Below are 18,065 nucleotides of genomic sequence, written 5' to 3'. Positions count from 1 at the left end.
ATAGGGCACGAATTAGTTAGCGATGAGTAGAGCATTCAGCCATTGTTCATCGGTACGATCGGGGCGCTGGTCATTACTTAGCCATGTTTCTTTTATGCTTAAGCCTGTGCCTTCGAGGAAGTCTTGTAAACGCTGCTCTGTGCAGTTGGTAAAGAGCCGGCCGTCACGCTCTGTATCTTCTTCGCCGTATTTAAACGATACATAAAGCACGCCTTCGGCTTGCAGCAATCCAGCAAGGTGCTGCAGTGTTGCCGACATACTGACTGCAGGTACATGCAGTAACGATGCGCACGCCCAAATACCGGCAAACGGCTGTTTGCTGGTAAAGTTTAAAAAGGTGCTGTGCTGTACGGCAATACCGCTGACTTCCTTGGCAATCTCGACCAGCTTGGCGCTGGCATCAAAGGCCTCGACTTCATAGCCCAGCTGTAAAAATGCCGCAGTGTCGCGACCTGCGCCGCAGCCTGCGTCTAAAACCCTGCTGGCGGGCGGTATCATCGCTAAAAAGCGTTCATGTAGTGCGCTCATATCCACCTCTAGAGTGTCTTGGGCGAACTGTTCTGCGTTGGTTTCATAAAATTGTACTGTCATATCTATCCCTAAATCGCGCCAGTGAAGGCTGATCCCGATGGTGTGTGGTGTAAGCCAGTTAAGCGTTGAGCGCAGCAGCTCGGTGCTTTTTGGCAGTCGGTTTTAGAGCTGCAAGCTGTGCTTCATCACCTTGGCTTACGCATTTACAGTGCTAACGTCTGCTCTGTGCATGCAGGATAAACGCCTAAGAGTTTCCCTATTATCAACAATCCAGCTATACAATGCAGACTTTACTTTCGAACATACTGTTAATTACCGTTCTGGGTCAAGATAACCTTAAGCCCATTATCAAACGGCACAATACCTGAGACACAACTATGCCTGTTGAATCCATTATCACCTTAGCCATTGCCTCGGTTTTGCTTGGCATTTCGCCTGGCCCGGATAATCTTTTCGTTCTAACGCAGTCGGCGCTATACGGTAAAAAATCAGGTGTATTGGTGACGCTGGGGTTGTGTACAGGGTTGATTGTACATACTTCTGCGGTTGCTTTTGGTGTGGCGGCGATCTTTCAAACATCGCTTGTGGCTTTTACTGTGCTTAAGGTCATTGGTGCGCTGTATCTGTTGTATTTAGCGTGGCACGCGTTTCGAGCATCGGTCAATCGTTTTCAAACACCTCAGTCAACTTTGCGCTCTAGTGGTGCGTTGTATCGTCGCGGCATCATCATGAGCGTCACCAATCCTAAGCTGTCGGTGTTTTTCTTGGCGTTTCTGCCGCAGTTTGCTTCGCCGGAGTACGGCGCGTTAGCACCGCAAATTTTTGTGCTGGGTGCTGTGTTTATGGGTGTTTCTTTGCTGGTTTTCTGTGCCATAGCCGTTTTAGCTGGCGAGTTGGGCGGCTGGTTGCATAACTCAGCACGCGCGCAAGTGTATTTGAATCGAATAACGGGTGTTGTGTTTGTCGGTTTGGCCTTGAAGTTGGTAACCGCCAGCGCTCAAGCAGAGTAAGTAGAAAACTAAGGCAGCCTGCGAGCAGGCTGCCTTAGGTCTAGTCGCGTAACATCTGTGTGGCTGATTTCATTGAGGCGGATAGGTCTTCATCGTCACTGATGCGGCTCTGTACATCGAGTCCGAGCTGTGAGAATGCGTGCACTTGACTCCAATCGACTTCGCTGATTGGGTGGGTGGTGTCAGTATAGCTTTGCAATACTGCTACTTGGACAATATCAATGTAATCCACAGAGCTTGATTGGCGGCTAAAGTCCAAATAGTTGCTGGGTACAGTGGCAATTTGTTCAGGAAAATCCCAAGCGCGTAAAATATGCTCACCTATGATTGGATGGATGCTGTCAATGACATGGTTGAGACTGATTGAATCCTTAAGCAAGGCGTTGCTTTCTTCTGCATAAGTCAAAATGGGCAGGATGCCAATCTGGTGAACCAGGCCTGCCAGTGTTGCTTGGTCGGGCATCAGATTTGTGAAATGGCGACAAAGTACGTGGCTCATCCCCGCAATTTCGGCGCTTCTGCTCCAAACATCACGCATCTTTCGGTCAATTACATCGGATGTTGCTTGGAACATCTGTTCCATCGCTAGGCCGGTTACCAAGTTTGAGGTGTAGTTAATCCCTAGACGGCTGATCGCCGTATTTAAGTCAGTGATTTCTCTGTTGGTACGCAGCAATGGGCTGTTGACGACTTTGATTAAGCGCACAGTTAAGGCGGTATCATTGCCGATCACTTTGCTCAGTACTGGAATACTGATGTTAGGGTCTTCGGCTGCCTCACGCACACGTAAAGCAACTTCAGGTAGTGTAGGCAGCACTAATTCATCGTTTTGAATTGCTTCTAACAGTTCGCTTTTGACTGCTTCTGCAAGCGTGCTCATACATTTACTCCTCCATGTAAATAAAAAATCAGCGTAATATTTCTCGCTCAGTATCTAACAAATAAGGCAGGTCAAGCTGTTCTAGCATGACTTTTTCATTGTTCTCGAAGTAAATTCGGCCATCGCTCACGGCATCGACCAGTGCTGTGGCGAGTAGTTCAACGCCGTACTCACTGCGTGCTGCACTGACAACCTCACCGACTGCGCTTGAGTGCACAGGTGACATCAGCGCTGTGCCTGCTTCTGGAATATCTGTGCTGGCGATTTGGAAGCGGTACATGTGCCGTTTTAATTTACCAAGATATTGCATGCGTGCAACGATTTCTTGGCCGGTGTAGCAGCCTTTTTTAAAACTCACCGCATCTAGAGCCGGTAAATTGAGCATTTGCGGAATAAATTGCTCGCGGGTGGCTGGGCTGACATGGCCAATACCACTGCGTATTTCACCCAGCAACCAAGTATTGAGGGGGGCTTCTGGCAGTAGATTAAGTAGGCGCTTATGCAGGCACGGGCCTTCGCTAGCGCTGACCCAAAGCTCTGTTAACAGCTCAGAAACACGAATTGCAATCATATGGTTATGATGCACGGTGCTGTTGATCTCTTTAGGTAAGTCAATGCCTAGAGCCGTCAGTGCTTGGTCACCTTGGTATAGACCAAAACGATTCCATAGCGCGCTATCATCGCTAAGTTTGGATTTAGAAAACACGGCGTATTTTTGCAGTTCAGCGAGCTGGGAGACTAAAATATCGTGGTTCATCGCTAATAAATAGCCATCATTTTCTAAAAGAATACGAAAACTTGATAACATGCGTCCTTTGGGCGTACAACGCGCGCCTAGGCTGCTGCGTTCATCGCTGACGTAGGCAAGGTTGCAGGTTATTTGGCCTTGCAAAAAAGCTTTTGCATCTGGGCCACGAACGGCTAATACAGATTCGTGAGTTAAAGGGGTAAAACTTGCACAACCAGTCATGACTGTCTCGCTTGTGAATAATGCTTTCGTCTATCATAGAGTGATAAACGCGTCTTGTCAGCGTGTGTGGCTTTGTAAATCGGTCTTATACTGAATTAATCATCGTTTGGAGTGTGGCATGTCTATCGAAACTGAAGTAAAGCGTCTTTATTGGCACAGTCGCAGAGGGATGTGGGAGTTGGACCAGTTACTGGTGCCTTTTGTTGAAGAGCAGTATTTAAAGCTCGATGATGCTGATCGCGAACGCTATCGTATGCTGCTTGATTGTGAAGATCAGGATATTTTTGCTTGGTGCATGCGTCGTGCTGAGCCTGATAATGCTGACTTAACGCGCATTATTGAGCTTATTTTGGATCATGCCAAGCCTAACTGATCAGGCTTTTCTCTGCTTTTGGCAGCCTTCATCAAGGTTGTCAAAAGTCGTGCTGTTGGTGCTATTGCTGGCTTGTTTAGCCGTTTTGCTTTCAGCCGTAACATGGCCGATTAAGTTGAGTCTGTTGCTTGTTTTGGCTGTGCAGATCAGTTTGCACCTGTGCCGCTTGCAGCAACAGCAATTACCTTGTAGGCGCATAGGGCTGCGTCATGGCGCACAGGGCTGGCAGCTTTGGAGTGCCCAGCATGGCTGGCGCTCAATACAGTTACGGGCAGACAGCATAGCAACACCTGCTTTGGTATTGTTGCGCTATCGATGTGCTCGACAGTGGTTTTATCGTAGCGCTGTTATACCGGCTGACAGCTTATCGCAGGACAGCCATCGCCGCCTGCGTGTGCGTTTGAAATTCAGTCGTCAGCGTTGGCGGGCTTTAAAATAGTGTCTTGTGCCTGTGCGCTTAGTTCTGGATAACTCAGTGTGTAATGCAATCCGCGGCTTTCTTTGCGTTGCATGGCCGAGCGAATAATTAAGTCTGCTACTAGCGCTAAATTTCGCAGCTCAATTAAGTCGCGACTGACCCGGTAGTTGCTATAGAACTCATCAATTTCATCAAGCAGGAGACGCACGCGGTGTTGCGCGCGCAGTAAGCGTTTGTCAGTGCGAACAATGCCGACGTAGTCCCACATAAAACGGCGCAATTCATCCCAGTTATGCGCAATAATCACATCCTCGTCAGAGTCAGTCACCAAACTGGCATCCCACTGCGGCAGTGATTCGGGTGCGCTGACTTGTGCAGCCTGTTGCGCAATATCATTGGCGGCTGAGCGTGCGTAGACAAAACATTCTAATAATGAGTTGCTGGCCATGCGGTTGGCGCCGTGTAGGCCGGTAAAACTGGTTTCGCCAATGGCATAAAGGTTGCTGATATCGGTGTGCCCATCCTGATCAACAACGACACCGCCACAGGTATAGTGCGCTGCGGGTACGACTGGAATGGGCTGTGTGGTGATATCAATGCCAAAGGTCAGGCAGCGCTCATAGACAGTGGGGAAGTGCTCTTTAACAAATTCAGCAGGTTTGTGGCTGATATCTAAATAGACACACTCAATACCCAGACGTTTCATTTCATGGTCAATGGCGCGCGCGACAATATCACGCGGTGCTAATTCCTCGCGGCTGTCAAAACGGGCCATAAAGCGCTCACCATTAGGCAGCTTTAAGTGTGCACCTTCGCCGCGTAATGCTTCAGTGATTAAAAAGTTTTTGGCTTGCGGGTGGTATAAGCAGGTGGGGTGAAATTGATTAAACTCTAAATTACCAACACTGCAACCGGCACGCCAAGCCATAGCAATGCCATCACCACAGGCACTGTCTGGGTTGCTGGTGTATAAATACACTTTAGCAGCGCCACCAGTGGCGAGTACGGTAAAGCGTGCCGCATAGGTATCGACTTCGTTGGTTTCGCGATTAAGAACATAGGCGCCTAAGCAGGTATTACCTTCGCGACCTAATTTATTTGTTGTGATTAAGTCGATAGCGGCTTGATGTTCAATGAGATGAATATTGCTGTGCTTGCGTGCGCGCGCTAACAGCGTAGTGAAAATTGCTGCACCCGTTGCATCGGCGGCATGAATAATACGCCTGTGGCTATGGCCGCCTTCGCGCGTGAGATGGTAATCAAAGTGCGTCTTTTCGGTTTCGCTCGATTCGTTGCGAGTGAAAGGCACGCCTTGCTCGATGAGCCAGTCAATTGCATTGCGACTCTGCTCGACAGTAAAGCGTACCGCTGCTTCATTGCATAAGCCTGCACCAGCAATCAAAGTGTCTTGCACATGCGACTCAACCGTATCTGTGTCGTCAAGTACACCGGCAACGCCCCCTTGTGCCCAATAGGTTGAGCCACTGGCAAGGTCGCCTTTGCTGAGTACAGCAATGCGCAAATGCTGTGGTAGGGTTAAAGCTGTGGTTAAACCTGCAGCGCCGCTGCCGATAATCAGTACGTCATATTGGTAAGATTGGCTCATGAGAAGGGTCCACTACAAAGACGTTGGCAAGTATAGCGCTGGATGGCGTTGTAAAATACTAGCAAATGCTGGGAACTTTAACGTCGTCTGATGGCTCAATAGTGGCATACATCATTAAACAACGCGCAATAAGTGGAAACAGGTTAAAGTTATACAAATATTTTAGGGTTGTGATGAGTCTTTTTTCGACACCAGCCGGGTTACTGCAAATGCTTCATGCGGAGAAAAATTATGGCGCACACTGAATGTGCAGTGGTATGTAATGTTGTAAAGGGATGTGTTGGGGACTCGGCATGACGCCAGATGATGACCAGCAACTGGTAAAGCGCGTGCAAGATGGTGATAAGCGTGCTTTTGATTTATTGGTATTAAAGTATCAGCACCGAATTTTAGGGCTCGTTGTGCGTTTTGTGCATGATCCGCATGAGGCTCAGGATGTGACACAAGAAGCATTTATTAAAGCGTACCGTGCGTTAGCCAATTTTCGCGGTGATAGCGCTTTTTATACGTGGCTCTACCGTATTGCAATTAATACTGCAAAAAACTATTTGGTATCGCGCAATCGACGGCCACCGAGCAGTGATGTTGATTCAAGTGATGCTGAGTTTTATAGCGGCGACCACGCCTTAAAAGATATGGCTTCGCCTGAGCGCCTAATGTTGCGCGACGAAATTGATAAAACTGTGCAACAAAGCATTAAGCAATTACCAGAAGATTTACGCCGCGCACTAACTTTGCGCGAATTTGATGGTCTGAGTTATGAGGATATTGCGACTGTGATGCAGTGTCCTGTCGGTACAGTGCGTTCGCGCATTTTTCGAGCGCGTGAGGCCGTTGATAAAGCCTTACGGCCTTTGTTACAAGACGCTTAAACATGCGCAACGCAAGCCTAAAGAGGAACCCTAGTATGAGTCATGAAGCCCTTAAGCAGTCGCTCTCAGCGCTTATAGACAATGAGACTGATGAGTTGGAATTGCGCCGCGTGCTCAATGCCTGCGATGAGGCGGAGCTGCGAGCCTGTTGGTCACGTTATCAAATCGCGCATGCTGCGATGCATAATGAGCCTTTCCATGCTCAGGTCGACTTGTCTGCCAAAATTATGGCGGCTATAGATGCAGAGCCTGTGCTTACAGCTGCAAAACCAGAACGCTCAGAGCAAGCAGCGATATCTAAAAGAATGCGCAGTACACCATGGCTAAGTCGAGTTGCAGTGGCTGCTTCAGTGACGTTGGCGGTGCTAGGCGGTGTGCGCTTTTATAATCAAGACACTATCCAGCAAGACGCTATTATGGCCAGTAGTGAGCAGCGTTTGCCTGCAGCCAATCATGCACAAGGCCCTGTCGTGCTAGCCAGCTATAGTGCGCAAAGTGATAGGGCTGCAGCGACACAAAGTAGAACTGAAAGTGACGCATGGTATGAGCGCCGCTTGCCAAGCTATTTGCTTCAGCATGCGCAACAAAGTAGCGTCAATAAAACAGAAAGCGGCTTGCCCTATGCTCGAGCTGCCAGTTTGGAAGGTCAATAACGCATGCAGCTAAAGACTCTTTGTTCTGGTGCTGCATTATGGTTGGCGCTTACTGCCCAAGCAGGTGCTGTGCAGCCAGAGTCAGCGGATCATTGGCTGCAACGCTTACAAGACGCGCAAGGGACGAAAGGTACGCAAGGCTATCAAGGTGCCTTTGTCTATGAGCGCAAAGGGGTGTTTTCGACTCATCAAATTTGGCGGCAAATCGATAGCCAAGGGCGGGTGTCGGAGCGATTTCTCCAGCTCAACGGCCCTGCGCATGAAGTAATGCGTGTCGACGGTCGAGTGACATGTATCAGCAGTGCTGTCGCTGGTGAATTGCCTGCAGTGGATGTTTGGCCAACTGATGCGCTAGAGCTGGAAAATTTACAGCAATGGTACCAAGTTCGTGTTCTAGGCGAATCAAGAGTCGCTGGACATAAAGTCGCTGTCCTGTTGTTTTCCCCGCGTGACCAATACCGCTACCCTGTTGAGCTGTCAGTTGACCAGGCTACAGCCATTCCTTTGAAATCACTTTTACTGAATGAACAAGGCCAGTTGCTTGAGCGCTTACAGTTTGTGCAGTTTCAAGCGCTTGCACAGCAGCAATCAGCTCAGTTAGAGCAAGCGCTGTTAACGCCCAGCAGTGCTTGCCTACCAGTGACAGCAATAGATGATGCGGCAGATTCAGATGTTGAGTCTGCTTGGCGTGTCGATTGGGTACCGCCTGGATTTACCTTGCTTAACAGCCATTCTAGACAGCCTTCAATGACTGAGGGGTATATGCTCAGTCAAGTATATTCAGATGGTTTGGCGCATTTTTCAGTCTTTCTAGAGCGTATTAATGGCCTTGAAATTGGGGGTGCTCGCCGTCAGATAGGACCTACAGCTGTGGTTTCTAAAAAAATCATGCAAGGTGCTGAAGCGCTAATGGTCACAGTGGTTGGGGAAATTCCCTTAGCTAGTGCTGAGCGCGTGACGCTGTCGGTGCATACTGAGATGGAGTCTAACGATGATTGAAGAGCCGGGCATTGTTGTCGCTGTTGACGATGATGGTATCTGGGTGGCAACACAACGTAAAACCACTTGTGGCAGTTGTTCAGCCAAGGCGGTTTGCGGACAAGGTTTGCTTAATAGCTTGTCCGCAGATAAAAAACCTCACACGGTTAAAGTCCGTTCTGATTTACAGTTACGTGAAGGCGACCAGGTTGTCTTAGCTATTTCTCAGCAGTCCTTAGTGCGTAGCGCTTTCCTAGTTTATATGCTTCCACTTTTTCTGATGTTTGCCGCAGCTTTGACTGTGGATGCCTTGAATGCATCTGAACCTTGGATTATTTTTGCAGCCGGACTTGGTTTTCTTGCAGGCGCTGTATGTGTGCGCCTGTACAGTAACCGCTATCTTGATGATGCGGCGATGCAGCCGGTGGTGGTCAAAGCGCAGATTGCTTTACGTCCTGCGCTTGATGTTTGATTTTAGCAATGGAGAGACATATGTCGTATAAAAAAACTTCCTTATGGGTTGGCTCGTGCATAGCGCTGCTTGTTTTAATATTGCCAGCGGCTCAAGCACAATTACCTGATTTCACTGCATTAGTTGAAGAGTCGGCCCCTGCTGTGGTCAACATCAGTACCCGGCAAGCCATTTCAACAGCAAGCCCGCAGACAAGTTTTCATGGTTTGCCTGATTTAGAAGGTTTGCCGCCTATTTTTCGTGAGTTTTTTGAGCGCAACTTGCCGATGCCGCGTGACCCCAGAGGCAATAAAGGCCGTCAGCGCGAAGCGCAGTCGTTAGGTTCAGGTTTTATTATTTCTGCTGATGGTTATGTCTTGACCAATAACCACGTGATTGCTGACGCCGATGAAATTATTGTGCGCTTGGCTGATCGCAGTGAATTACAAGCTAAATTAGTCGGTGCTGATCCGCGTACTGATGTGGCGCTATTAAAAATAGAGGGTAAAAACTTACCTACGGTAAAGCTAGGCCAATCAAAAAACTTAAAAGTGGGTGAGTGGGTGTTGGCTATTGGCTCGCCCTTTGGTTTTGATCACTCGGTGACGGCAGGAATTGTCTCGGCTAAAGGCCGCAATTTACCCAATGACAGCTATGTCCCTTTTATTCAGACTGACGTAGCCATTAACCCAGGTAATTCAGGCGGCCCTTTATTCAATTTAGAAGGGGAAGTGGTTGGTATTAACTCGCAGATCTTTACCCGTTCTGGCGGCTTTATGGGTTTGTCATTCGCCATACCAATGGAAGTGGCTTTGGATGTCAGCAACCAATTGAAAAGCAGCGGCAAGGTTGATCGTGGCTGGTTGGGTGTAGTGATTCAAGAAGTTAATAAAGATCTTGCGGAGTCTTTTGGTCTTGAAAAGCCTGCTGGCGCGCTCGTGGCTCAAGTTTTAGAAAACGGACCGGCGGCTAAAGGCGGCCTGCAGGTTGGTGATGTTATTTTAAGCTTGAATGATCATCCTATTGTGATGTCAGCTGATCTGCCGCACTTGGTGGGTGCTGTCAAACCAGGCGAAACAGCTAAATTGCTGGTGATGCGTGAAGGTTCACGCAAAACTTTAAAGATTAAAGTTGGCGCATTACCAAGTGAAGGCGAAGAGATGGCAGTTGCTGGCAGTCAAGGTCAAGTCAGTAAAAGTAACCGCTTAGGCATGACCGTGGTGGACCTCACAGCCGAGCAGAAAAAGGCCATTGACTTACAAAGTGGTGTGGTTATTCAAGATGTGCATGATGGTGCGGCAGCAATGATTGGTTTGCGTCCGGGGGATGTGATTACTCACTTAAACAATCAGGTTATTGATTCGGCAAAAACCTTCACAAAAATCGCAGAAGATTTACCGAACAACCGTTCCGTATCAATGCGCGTGTTACGACAAGGTCGAGCCAGCTTTATAACTTTTAAACTAGCCAATTGATGTGCTCCTAAACGGGCCTTTAACAGTGACTTAAAGGGATGATAAACATGCAAAAAAGTCAGCCGAAAAATATTGTTATCTTAACCGGTGCAGGCATTTCGGCTGACTCAGGGATAGCAACCTTCCGAGCGAGCGATGGCTTATGGGAAAAGCATAATATCGAGGAGGTTGCTACGCCTGAAGGCTATGCGCGTAATCCTGAGTTGGTCCAGCGGTTTTATAATGAGCGGCGAGCACAGTTACTTGATCCTAAAATCAAGCCCAACCGAGCTCATAGTGCACTTGCTGAGCTTGAGGCTCATTATCAAAACAAGGGCATCGGTAGTGTCACCATTGTTACCCAAAATATTGATGATCTGCACCAGCGTGCGGGCTCTAAAAACGTCATGCACATGCACGGCGAGTTATTAAAGTTGCGCTGTGTTAAAACCCAGCAAGTCGTGGAGTGGCGCAGCGCTAAGCCTGTAACGAACGCTGATCGTTGTCAGTGCTGCACCTCCCCGCAAGCGCTGCGTCCGCATATTGTCTGGTTTGGTGAAATGCCATTCTATATGGATGAGATCCACTATAAGTTAAGCCGAGCAGACCTGTTTGTTGCCATCGGCACCTCAGGCCATGTGTATCCTGCGGCAGGCTTTGTTGCCAATGCCCGCAGCTTAGGCCTGCCTACTTTGGAGCTTAATTTGGAGGCCAGCCAAAATGCCTCACAATTTACTGATTCCATTTACGGGCGTGCGACAGACACTGTTCCTCAGTGGGTGCATTCGTTAATTTGCAGTTAAACCCACGCTTCAATTAACAGCACAAGCGCAAGCTGGCGTGCCTGTTTATTTCCAGAACAAATAGAGTCGCTGTTGTTTACAGCTAAAAATGATCTCAGTATCGATTTTAATTTTTTATTATGCAGACAACTCTACTTTTTTGCGTGCTGAGTCGTCGATAGATGACTTAAGCGCTATAAATCAGGTAAACTCACTGGCTATTTTCCGTTGGCAATCGGCCGACGGTCTTAACTGTAGAGTGATGTTCTGTGAGTGACTTGAGTCATATCCGTAATTTTTCCATTATTGCCCACATCGACCATGGTAAATCCACCTTGGCCGACCGCTTCATTCAAATGTGCGGTGGCTTGACTGAGCGTGAAATGGCGTCTCAGGTCTTGGATTCTATGGATCTTGAGCGTGAGCGGGGCATTACCATTAAGGCACACAGTGTGACCTTGAGTTATACCGCCCGTGATGGCCGTACCTACCAATTGAACTTTATTGACACGCCTGGCCACGTTGACTTCAGTTATGAAGTGAGCCGCTCACTGGCTGCCTGTGAAGGTGCGCTATTGGTGGTGGATGCTGGCCAAGGCGTAGAGGCGCAATCGGTCGCTAACTGCTATACAGCCATTGAGCAAGGCCTTGAAGTGATGCCGGTGCTCAATAAGATTGACTTACCACAAGCCGACCCGCTTCGCGTACAAGAAGAAATTGAGCATGTGATTGGTATTGATGCCACTGATGCAGTGACCTGTAGTGCAAAAACGGGTTTAGGTGTTGATGAAGTGCTCGAGCGCCTAGTGCAGGTGATACCGCCGCCGGTTGGTGAGATTGATGCACCGCTGCAAGCATTGATCATCGACTCATGGTTTGACAATTATCTCGGTATTGTGTCGTTGGTTCGGGTTAAAAACGGCCGTATCAAGAAAGGTGACAAGGTTCTGGTTAAATCAACCGGTCGTATTCACCAAGTTGATAGTGTTGGTGTGTTCAACCCTAAACATACGCAAACCGATGACCTGAAAGCGGGTGAAGTTGGTTTTATTATTGCTGGAATTAAAGATATTCAAGGTGCGCCAGTAGGGGATACGCTAACGCTGTCCAGTACGCCGGATGTTGATGTGTTGCCTGGTTTTAAGCGTGTACAGCCGCAGGTTTACGCAGGCCTATTTCCCGTTAGCTCAGATGACTTTGAAGATTTCCGTGATGCGCTGGAAAAACTGACGCTCAACGATGCCGCCTTAGAATATGAGCCAGAAAACTCAGAAGCCTTGGGCTTTGGCTTTCGCATTGGTTTCCTCGGTATGCTGCATATGGAAATCATTCAAGAGCGGCTTGAGCGTGAATATGATCTGGATTTGATCACCACAGCACCTACGGTGATTTTTGAAGTTGTGCTGAAAAATGGCGATATTCTTTACGTTGACAATCCATCGCGCATGCCTGATCCCTCACTGATTGACGAAATGCGTGAGCCAATTGTTAAAGCCACTATTTTAGTGCCACAAGAACACTTGGGTAACGTGATTACTCTGTGTGTTGAAAAGCGCGGCGTGCAAATCGATATGCATTTTCTAGGCAGTCAGGTTCAGGTGGTCTATGACCTACCGATGAACGAAGTGGTTTTAGACTTTTTTGACCGCCTTAAATCAGTAAGCCGTGGCTATGCTTCGCTGGATTACGCTTTTGATCGTTACCAAGTGGCTAACTTATCTCGTTTAGACGTGCTGATTAACGGTGAGCGTGTGGATGCCTTAGCTTTAATTGTGCACCGAGATAAAGCGGCTTCTAAAGGCCGTGCGCTGGCTGAAAAGATGAAAGATTTGATCCCACGACAGATGTACGATGTGGCCATTCAAGCAGCGTTGGGTGGTCAAGTTGTTGCACGGACCACCGTTAAAGCCTTGCGTAAAAACGTTTTGGCGAAGTGTTACGGTGGTGACGTCAGTCGTAAACGTAAACTGCTTGAAAAGCAAAAAGCGGGTAAGAAAAGGATGAAGCAGGTCGGCAACGTGGAAATTCCACAAGAAGCCTTCCTTGCAGTGCTCAGAGTGGATGACTAACCCATGGCATTTGATTTTCCATTGATATTGGTTGTTGCGGTTGCGGTAACTGGGTTTTTAGCCTTGCTCGATGCAGTGTATTTTGCGCCGCGTCGCCGCGCAGCTGTTGCTCAGTACGAAAAAGATGCGGTAGCGCTCAATTCTGAGGTGCGCGAGCGCTTAAGCAAAGAGCCGCTGCTGATTGAGTATGGAAAGTCATTTTTTCCGGTACTGGCAGTGGTATTTGTTTTGCGCTCATTTATTGTTGAGCCTTTTCAAATCCCTTCAGGTTCAATGATCCCAACGCTTGAGGTGGGTGATTTTATCCTAGTTAATAAGTTTTCTTACGGCATTCGTTTGCCCGTTATTGATAAGAAAATCATTCCTATCAATGATCCAAAACGCGGTGATGTTATGGTCTTTAAATACCCAGAAGATACGCGCATTAATTACATTAAACGCGTAGTTGGTTTGCCGGGCGATACCATTACCTATACCTCAGAAAAGCGTATTTTTGTCAATGGACAGCCCGTTGCTGAGCGGTTCTTAGGCGAAGAGCCTGGCAGTTTAGGCAGTGCAGGTTTGTACACAGAAATGCTGGGCGAATCGGAGCATTTTACCCGCAAGGAAATACGCCGCCGCATCGAGCCGACGCGGGAGTGGAAGGTGCCAGCCGGTCATTATTTTACCATGGGCGATAACCGCGATAATTCAAAAGACAGTCGCTATTGGGATGACCCTAGCATCCCACCTGAGCTGCAAGGCATGGTGCCCGATGAGTATATTGTCGGCAAAGCCTTTGCGATTTGGCTCACTTGGGCCGATCCTAAATTTAGTGTATTGCCAAGTCTCAGCCGTGTTGGTTTAATTCATTAAAAAACTGTAAGCGTGCGTTATGCACTCATACTACAGCCGTATGATCAGTTAAAGTGCACAAGCATTACTAAAAACAGAGGTTGCTATGCAGAATATTCGAGCACAACGGGGTGCATCTTTTTTTAGCTGGCTGGTCATATTGGTATTGATTGCCTTTTTTGCCAGTGCTGCGTTTAAGTTAATACCGCATTACATGGACAATAAAGCGCTTGAAAAAGCAATTTTGGCAGTCGAGGAAGATAAAGCAACCGGCGATAAAATTGATACAGTCGGTGATTTCTATAACCATATTAGTAAGAGCATGCAGGTCAATAGCATTCGTGATTTAAAAATGGATGACATTATTGAAGTCACACAAAATAACAATGACTTCCTAGTGCATCTGAAGTATGAAAAGCGCGAGTCGCTTATTAAGAATATTGATCTGGTGGTGACCTTTGATAAAGAATATCGTGTGCGTGCCAAGTGAGTGATTCGATAAAGATTTTACAGCGAAAAATTGGCTACACATTTAAAGATGCTAGTTTACTCACATTAGCGCTAACCCATCGCAGTTTTGCCGGGCGCAATAATGAGCGTTTAGAGTTTTTAGGCGATGCTATTTTGAATTTTGTCGCCGGTGAAGCACTATTTCATCACTTCCCGCAGGCCAAAGAAGGCCAGTTATCCCGTTTGCGGTCGCGTTTAGTCAAAGGTGAAACCTTGGCTGTATTAGCGCGTGGTTTCGGTCTTGGTGAGTACTTGCGCTTGGGCTCAGGAGAGTTAAAAAGTGGTGGTTTTCGTCGTGATTCGATTTTAGCGGATACCACTGAAGCCATCATTGGTGCCATTTATTTGGATTCAGGTATGGAAGTGGCACGCGAACGCGTGTTGGCTTGGCTTGAGCAGCACTTCTCTGAGCTGACCCTAGTCGATACCAATAAAGACCCGAAAACCCGCTTGCAAGAGTTTTTACAATCACGCGGCAGCGATTTACCGCTGTATGATGTGGTTGATATTCAAGGCGAGCCGCACTGCCGCACATTTTTTGTGGAGTGCCAAGTGAGCTTACTTAATGAAAAAACCCGCGGCCAGGGCGCCAGTCGACGTATTGCTGAACAAGTAGCAGCGTCTCTAGCATTGGTGGCATTGGGTATAGAGAGTAATCATCAGCATGACTGAACAAGTAACACGTTGCGGCTATGTCGCTGTGGTGGGGCGTCCGAATGTGGGCAAATCCACACTGGTTAATCATATCCTCGGACAAAAACTGGCGATCACCTCGCGTAAGCCGCAAACCACGCGCCACAATATGCTCGGCATTAAAACCGAAGGTGCAGTTCAAGCAATTTATGTGGATACCCCAGGTTTACATATTGGCGGTCAGACCGCGCTTAATCGCTTTATGAATCGCAGTGCGTTAACCGCATTGAAAGACATCGATGTGGCAATTTTTGTGGTTGATCGCATGCGTTGGACCGAAGAAGATGAAATGGTTTTTGAGCGTATTCAGCACCTGACCTGTCCGCTGATTATTGCGGTGAACAAAGCAGATCGTTTGGAAGATAAAAGTCAGTTATTAGCACACTTAGAGTGGCTCGCTGAGAAATTACCCAATGCGCAAATAGTGCCGATGTCGGCACTGCATGGCCATAACTTGGATACGCTTGAGCACTTAGTCGCAGATTTTTTGCCTGAGAGCGAGCATTTCTTTCCAGAAGATCAAATCACTGATCGCTCCAGCCGCTTCTTAGCTGCTGAACTGGTGCGTGAAAAAATCATGCGCCAATTGGGTGCTGAGCTGCCGTATCAAATTACTGTTGAAATTGAAGAATTTAAGCAAGATGGACGTATTTTGCATATCCATGCGCTGATTCTAGTTGAGCGCGATGGTCAGAAAAGAATCATTATTGGCGATAAAGGCGAGCGCATTAAGCGTATTGGTCAAGAAGCCCGTAAAGATATGGAAACCATGTTTGGCTCCAAGATCATGCTCAACTTATGGGTTAAAGTGAAAGGCGGCTGGTCTGATGATGAGCGCGCCTTGCGTTCATTGGGTTATCAAGAATATTGAAACCTGCAGGGCACGTGCTCTGTCCTAGAGTACGTGTCTTTTAGAGGCTGAATTATGCAGTCGTCGTTAGCGTTTATTTTGCACAGCCGCCCGTATAAAGAAACCAGCGCATTAATGGATGTATTTACCCCAGAAGGGCGCTTGCGCGCGGTTTTGCGCGGGGCACGCGGCAAGCTGGGCAGTGTCGCACGACCATTTTCTGTGCTGGATGTTGAACTGCGTGGGCGCAGTGAATTAAAAACCATCAGCCGTATCGAACCCGCCGGCGAGTTTAATTTCTTGCAAGGGCAGGCGCTGTTTTGTGCTCTGTACCTCAATGAATTGTTGCTGCGCTTGCTGCCCCTAAATGATCCACAGCCGTTATTGTTTGAGCATTATGGCTTAACTGTGCAAGGTTTAGCGCATGCGTTGCCGGTTGAGCCCTTGCTGCGTACCTTTGAATGGCGCTTACTTGAACAGCTGGGTTATGGCTTTTCCTTTGAAATGGATGTCGCAGGGCAGGCATTGGATGCGCAAATGTTGTATCGTCTGTTACCTGAAAACGGCTTTGAAGCAGTGTCGCAATTTCGTCCAGGTGTGTTTTTAGGCGCAGATATCTTAGCGTTGACATCAACTGATTGGCAGCAGCCGAGTGTTTTACATACGGCCAAGCGTTTGATGCGTCAGGCACTGGCGGCACATTTAGGTGGACGTCCATTAATGAGTCGTGAATTATTTTTAGCACAAAAGGGGTCTGTGTCATGAATTTGAATAAGCGTATTTTGTTGGGCGTTAATATTGATCATATTGCTACTGTGCGTGAGGCGCGTGGCACACGCTACCCTGATCCTGTTAAGGCTGCGCTGGATGCCGAGCAAGCAGGGGCGGACGGCATTACCGTACATTTGCGTGAAGATCGCCGCCATATTCAGGAGCGTGATATACGTTTGCTGCGAGAGGTGATGCAGACGCCGATGAATTTTGAAATGGGTGTCACCGAAGCGATGTTGCGACTTGCTGAAGAGATTCGCCCTGAGCATGTGTGCCTTGTGCCAGAAACCCGTGAGGAACTGACCACCGAGGGCGGTTTAGATGTGACTGCTCAGGAAGCACGCATTGCTGCTGCGGTAGAGCGTTTGCAGGTGGTGGGTTGTGATGTGTCGCTATTTGTTGATGCCGATGAGCAGCAAATTTTAGCTGCTAAGCGGGTTGGTGCGACCACCATTGAGTTGCATACCGGTCATTATGCTGATGCAGTCAACGCAGCTGAACATGCTGTGCAGTTGGAGATTATTCGTAAGGCTGCGGCCTTTGCCTTAAAACAGGGTTTAGTGGTCAACGCCGGGCATGGTTTGCACTACCATAATGTTGAGCCGATTGCTGCGATTGCAGGCATTAATGAGCTTAATATCGGCCATGCGATTATTGCGCATGCGTTGTTTGTCGGCTTTTCCGCTGCAGTTGCTGAGATGAAGGCCTTGATTGTCGCTGCAGCTGCACGCGGTTAAATCGTTAGCGGATTATTTACTGGTACTGCAGTAACTGTTTAGAGTCTGACAGGCTAAGTAGAGGCTCGGTCAGCATCACGCACACAGGCTAAATGCTATCGAGTTGTGAGACAGGAAAAGTCGTGCTGCAGGCCTCATCCTTGCGTTTAATAATCGATATAAAATGAACTATGCGTTTAGACGCTAACAATGTTGCGAGACAGTCGTGAGGGAGTATTGAGTTGGAAATTTTAGCAAGCGTATTGTCGTTCGCCGCGCTCGTTGGAGCTTGGTTGTATGCGGTTAAGCAACTGCCAACAGTGCATGTGGCCTTGCGTCACGCACTCGGTGCTATCGTGGGTCTTGTTGCAATGTTTATAGTTGTTTTGACCTTTGTTTTTATTGGTGTTTTCGCTCCGCAAGGACAAAGTTCTGCAGCATTAGACAGCCCAATTGATTCGTTCGCAGTCGTGGATAATGACGCTCATACATACCCATTTCATCGCGTTATTTAAAGCATAGGAGTAGGCGCTTGTGCCCGCGATTACAGGCCGTGGGCATAAATGCCCACCCTGCCGTTTATTGCGGATTTGCGGTGCGTCTGCAGTACCGTAGGGCGGGCACTTGTGCCCGCGATTTAATCA

Annotated in this window: 21 protein-coding genes; 17 read left to right on the top strand and 4 right to left on the bottom strand. The window is 48.0% G+C overall.

What is annotated here, in order from left to right; translation table 11 throughout:
* Nucleotides 1-12 precede the first annotated feature (12 nt).
* A complete protein-coding gene (locus FXF61_RS07340; protein WP_151184656.1) occupies nucleotides 13-591 on the bottom strand; it encodes a bifunctional 2-polyprenyl-6-hydroxyphenol methylase/3-demethylubiquinol 3-O-methyltransferase UbiG in 579 nt (192 codons plus the stop codon).
* Between the two features lie 317 nt (nucleotides 592-908).
* Between FXF61_RS07340 and FXF61_RS07335 the strand changes: the two genes are divergently transcribed.
* Nucleotides 909-1,541 carry a LysE family translocator gene (locus FXF61_RS07335; protein ID WP_151184655.1) on the top strand — a complete coding sequence of 211 codons (633 nt, stop codon included), beginning with the start codon at nucleotides 909-911 and terminating at the stop codon, nucleotides 1,539-1,541.
* 40 nt (nucleotides 1,542-1,581) lie between these two features.
* Here the strand turns inward: FXF61_RS07335 and FXF61_RS07330 are convergent, their stop codons facing one another.
* Together FXF61_RS07330 and FXF61_RS07325 are read right to left on the bottom strand one after the other, a co-directional pair.
* Nucleotides 1,582-2,421 (bottom strand): HDOD domain-containing protein, encoded by an 840-nt coding sequence (locus tag FXF61_RS07330; RefSeq protein WP_151184654.1) that lies wholly within the window; start codon nucleotides 2,419-2,421, stop codon nucleotides 1,582-1,584.
* A gap of 28 nt (nucleotides 2,422-2,449) precedes the next feature.
* The gene (locus tag FXF61_RS07325) at nucleotides 2,450-3,391 is read right to left on the bottom strand and encodes a folate-binding protein YgfZ (protein ID WP_151184653.1); all 942 of its coding nucleotides are present in this window, start codon (nucleotides 3,389-3,391) and stop codon (nucleotides 2,450-2,452) included.
* A gap of 118 nt (nucleotides 3,392-3,509) precedes the next feature.
* On the opposite strand from FXF61_RS07325, the gene FXF61_RS07320 reads away from it, so the two are divergent.
* Both FXF61_RS07320 and FXF61_RS15300 read left to right on the top strand, forming a co-directional pair.
* Nucleotides 3,510-3,764, top strand: a complete 255-nt coding sequence (locus FXF61_RS07320) for a succinate dehydrogenase assembly factor 2 (protein ID WP_151184652.1) — start codon at nucleotides 3,510-3,512, stop codon at nucleotides 3,762-3,764.
* Nucleotides 3,748-4,203: a protein YgfX gene (locus FXF61_RS15300; protein ID WP_371921485.1), complete on the top strand. Its 456-nt coding sequence runs from the start codon at nucleotides 3,748-3,750 to the stop codon at nucleotides 4,201-4,203. The genes FXF61_RS07320 and FXF61_RS15300 overlap by 17 nt, the downstream gene beginning before the upstream one ends.
* On the opposite strand, the gene nadB is transcribed toward FXF61_RS15300, so the two are convergent.
* On the bottom strand, nucleotides 4,172-5,788 hold the full coding sequence (nadB, locus tag FXF61_RS07315) for an L-aspartate oxidase (protein WP_151184651.1): 1,617 nt from the start codon (nucleotides 5,786-5,788) through the stop codon (nucleotides 4,172-4,174). The genes FXF61_RS15300 and nadB overlap by 32 nt on opposite strands.
* A 293-nt stretch (nucleotides 5,789-6,081) precedes the next feature.
* Between nadB and rpoE the strand changes: the two genes are divergently transcribed.
* The 14 genes from rpoE (at nucleotide 6,082) to FXF61_RS07245 (ending at nucleotide 17,936) form a co-directional block, all read left to right on the top strand.
* On the top strand, nucleotides 6,082-6,660 hold the full coding sequence (gene rpoE, locus FXF61_RS07310) for an RNA polymerase sigma factor RpoE (RefSeq protein ID WP_151184650.1): 579 nt from the start codon (nucleotides 6,082-6,084) through the stop codon (nucleotides 6,658-6,660).
* 35 nt (nucleotides 6,661-6,695) lie between these two features.
* Nucleotides 6,696-7,313, top strand: a complete 618-nt coding sequence (locus FXF61_RS07305; RefSeq protein WP_151184649.1) for a sigma-E factor negative regulatory protein — start codon at nucleotides 6,696-6,698, stop codon at nucleotides 7,311-7,313.
* Between the two features lie 3 nt (nucleotides 7,314-7,316).
* Nucleotides 7,317-8,312, top strand: a complete 996-nt coding sequence (locus FXF61_RS07300) for a MucB/RseB C-terminal domain-containing protein (protein ID WP_151184648.1) — start codon at nucleotides 7,317-7,319, stop codon at nucleotides 8,310-8,312.
* Nucleotides 8,305-8,763 (top strand): SoxR reducing system RseC family protein, encoded by a 459-nt coding sequence (locus FXF61_RS07295; RefSeq protein ID WP_151184647.1) that lies wholly within the window; start codon nucleotides 8,305-8,307, stop codon nucleotides 8,761-8,763. The genes FXF61_RS07300 and FXF61_RS07295 overlap by 8 nt, the downstream gene beginning before the upstream one ends.
* Nucleotides 8,764-8,783: 20 nt before the next feature.
* Complete coding sequence (locus FXF61_RS07290) at nucleotides 8,784-10,217, top strand: DegQ family serine endoprotease (RefSeq protein WP_151184646.1); 1,434 nt, start codon at nucleotides 8,784-8,786, stop codon at nucleotides 10,215-10,217.
* Between the two features lie 47 nt (nucleotides 10,218-10,264).
* Nucleotides 10,265-10,999: a Sir2 family NAD+-dependent deacetylase gene (cobB, locus tag FXF61_RS07285; RefSeq protein ID WP_218571782.1), complete on the top strand. Its 735-nt coding sequence runs from the start codon at nucleotides 10,265-10,267 to the stop codon at nucleotides 10,997-10,999.
* 248 nt (nucleotides 11,000-11,247) lie between these two features.
* Nucleotides 11,248-13,047, top strand: coding sequence for a translation elongation factor 4 (lepA, locus tag FXF61_RS07280; protein ID WP_151184644.1), 1,800 nt, complete (start codon nucleotides 11,248-11,250; stop codon nucleotides 13,045-13,047).
* Nucleotides 13,048-13,050: 3 nt separating this feature from the next.
* Nucleotides 13,051-13,902: a signal peptidase I gene (gene lepB / locus FXF61_RS07275; RefSeq protein ID WP_151184643.1), complete on the top strand. Its 852-nt coding sequence runs from the start codon at nucleotides 13,051-13,053 to the stop codon at nucleotides 13,900-13,902.
* A gap of 85 nt (nucleotides 13,903-13,987) precedes the next feature.
* Nucleotides 13,988-14,371 carry a DUF4845 domain-containing protein gene (locus tag FXF61_RS07270; protein ID WP_151184642.1) on the top strand — a complete coding sequence of 128 codons (384 nt, stop codon included), beginning with the start codon at nucleotides 13,988-13,990 and terminating at the stop codon, nucleotides 14,369-14,371.
* A complete protein-coding gene (gene rnc / locus FXF61_RS07265; RefSeq protein ID WP_151184641.1) occupies nucleotides 14,368-15,063 on the top strand; it encodes a ribonuclease III in 696 nt (231 codons plus the stop codon). The genes FXF61_RS07270 and rnc overlap by 4 nt, the downstream gene beginning before the upstream one ends.
* Complete coding sequence (era, locus tag FXF61_RS07260; RefSeq protein WP_151184640.1) at nucleotides 15,056-15,955, top strand: GTPase Era; 900 nt, start codon at nucleotides 15,056-15,058, stop codon at nucleotides 15,953-15,955. The genes rnc and era overlap by 8 nt, the downstream gene beginning before the upstream one ends.
* 54 nt (nucleotides 15,956-16,009) lie before the next feature.
* The gene (gene recO / locus FXF61_RS07255; RefSeq protein WP_151184639.1) at nucleotides 16,010-16,699 is read left to right on the top strand and encodes a DNA repair protein RecO; all 690 of its coding nucleotides are present in this window, start codon (nucleotides 16,010-16,012) and stop codon (nucleotides 16,697-16,699) included.
* Nucleotides 16,696-17,442 (top strand): pyridoxine 5'-phosphate synthase, encoded by a 747-nt coding sequence (gene pdxJ, locus FXF61_RS07250; RefSeq protein WP_151184638.1) that lies wholly within the window; start codon nucleotides 16,696-16,698, stop codon nucleotides 17,440-17,442. Before recO ends, pdxJ begins: the two co-directional genes overlap by 4 nt.
* Nucleotides 17,443-17,663: 221 nt before the next feature.
* Nucleotides 17,664-17,936 carry a hypothetical protein gene (locus FXF61_RS07245; protein ID WP_151184637.1) on the top strand — a complete coding sequence of 91 codons (273 nt, stop codon included), beginning with the start codon at nucleotides 17,664-17,666 and terminating at the stop codon, nucleotides 17,934-17,936.
* The last annotated feature ends 129 nt before the right edge of the window (nucleotides 17,937-18,065 follow it).

Source organism: Pseudomonas sp. C27(2019) (assembly GCF_008807395.1).
In the GTDB taxonomy this organism is placed as follows: domain Bacteria; phylum Pseudomonadota; class Gammaproteobacteria; order Pseudomonadales; family Pseudomonadaceae; genus Denitrificimonas.
The sequence above is the reverse complement of the archived record's forward strand: the minus strand, read 5'-3'. Positions and strand labels throughout refer to the sequence as shown.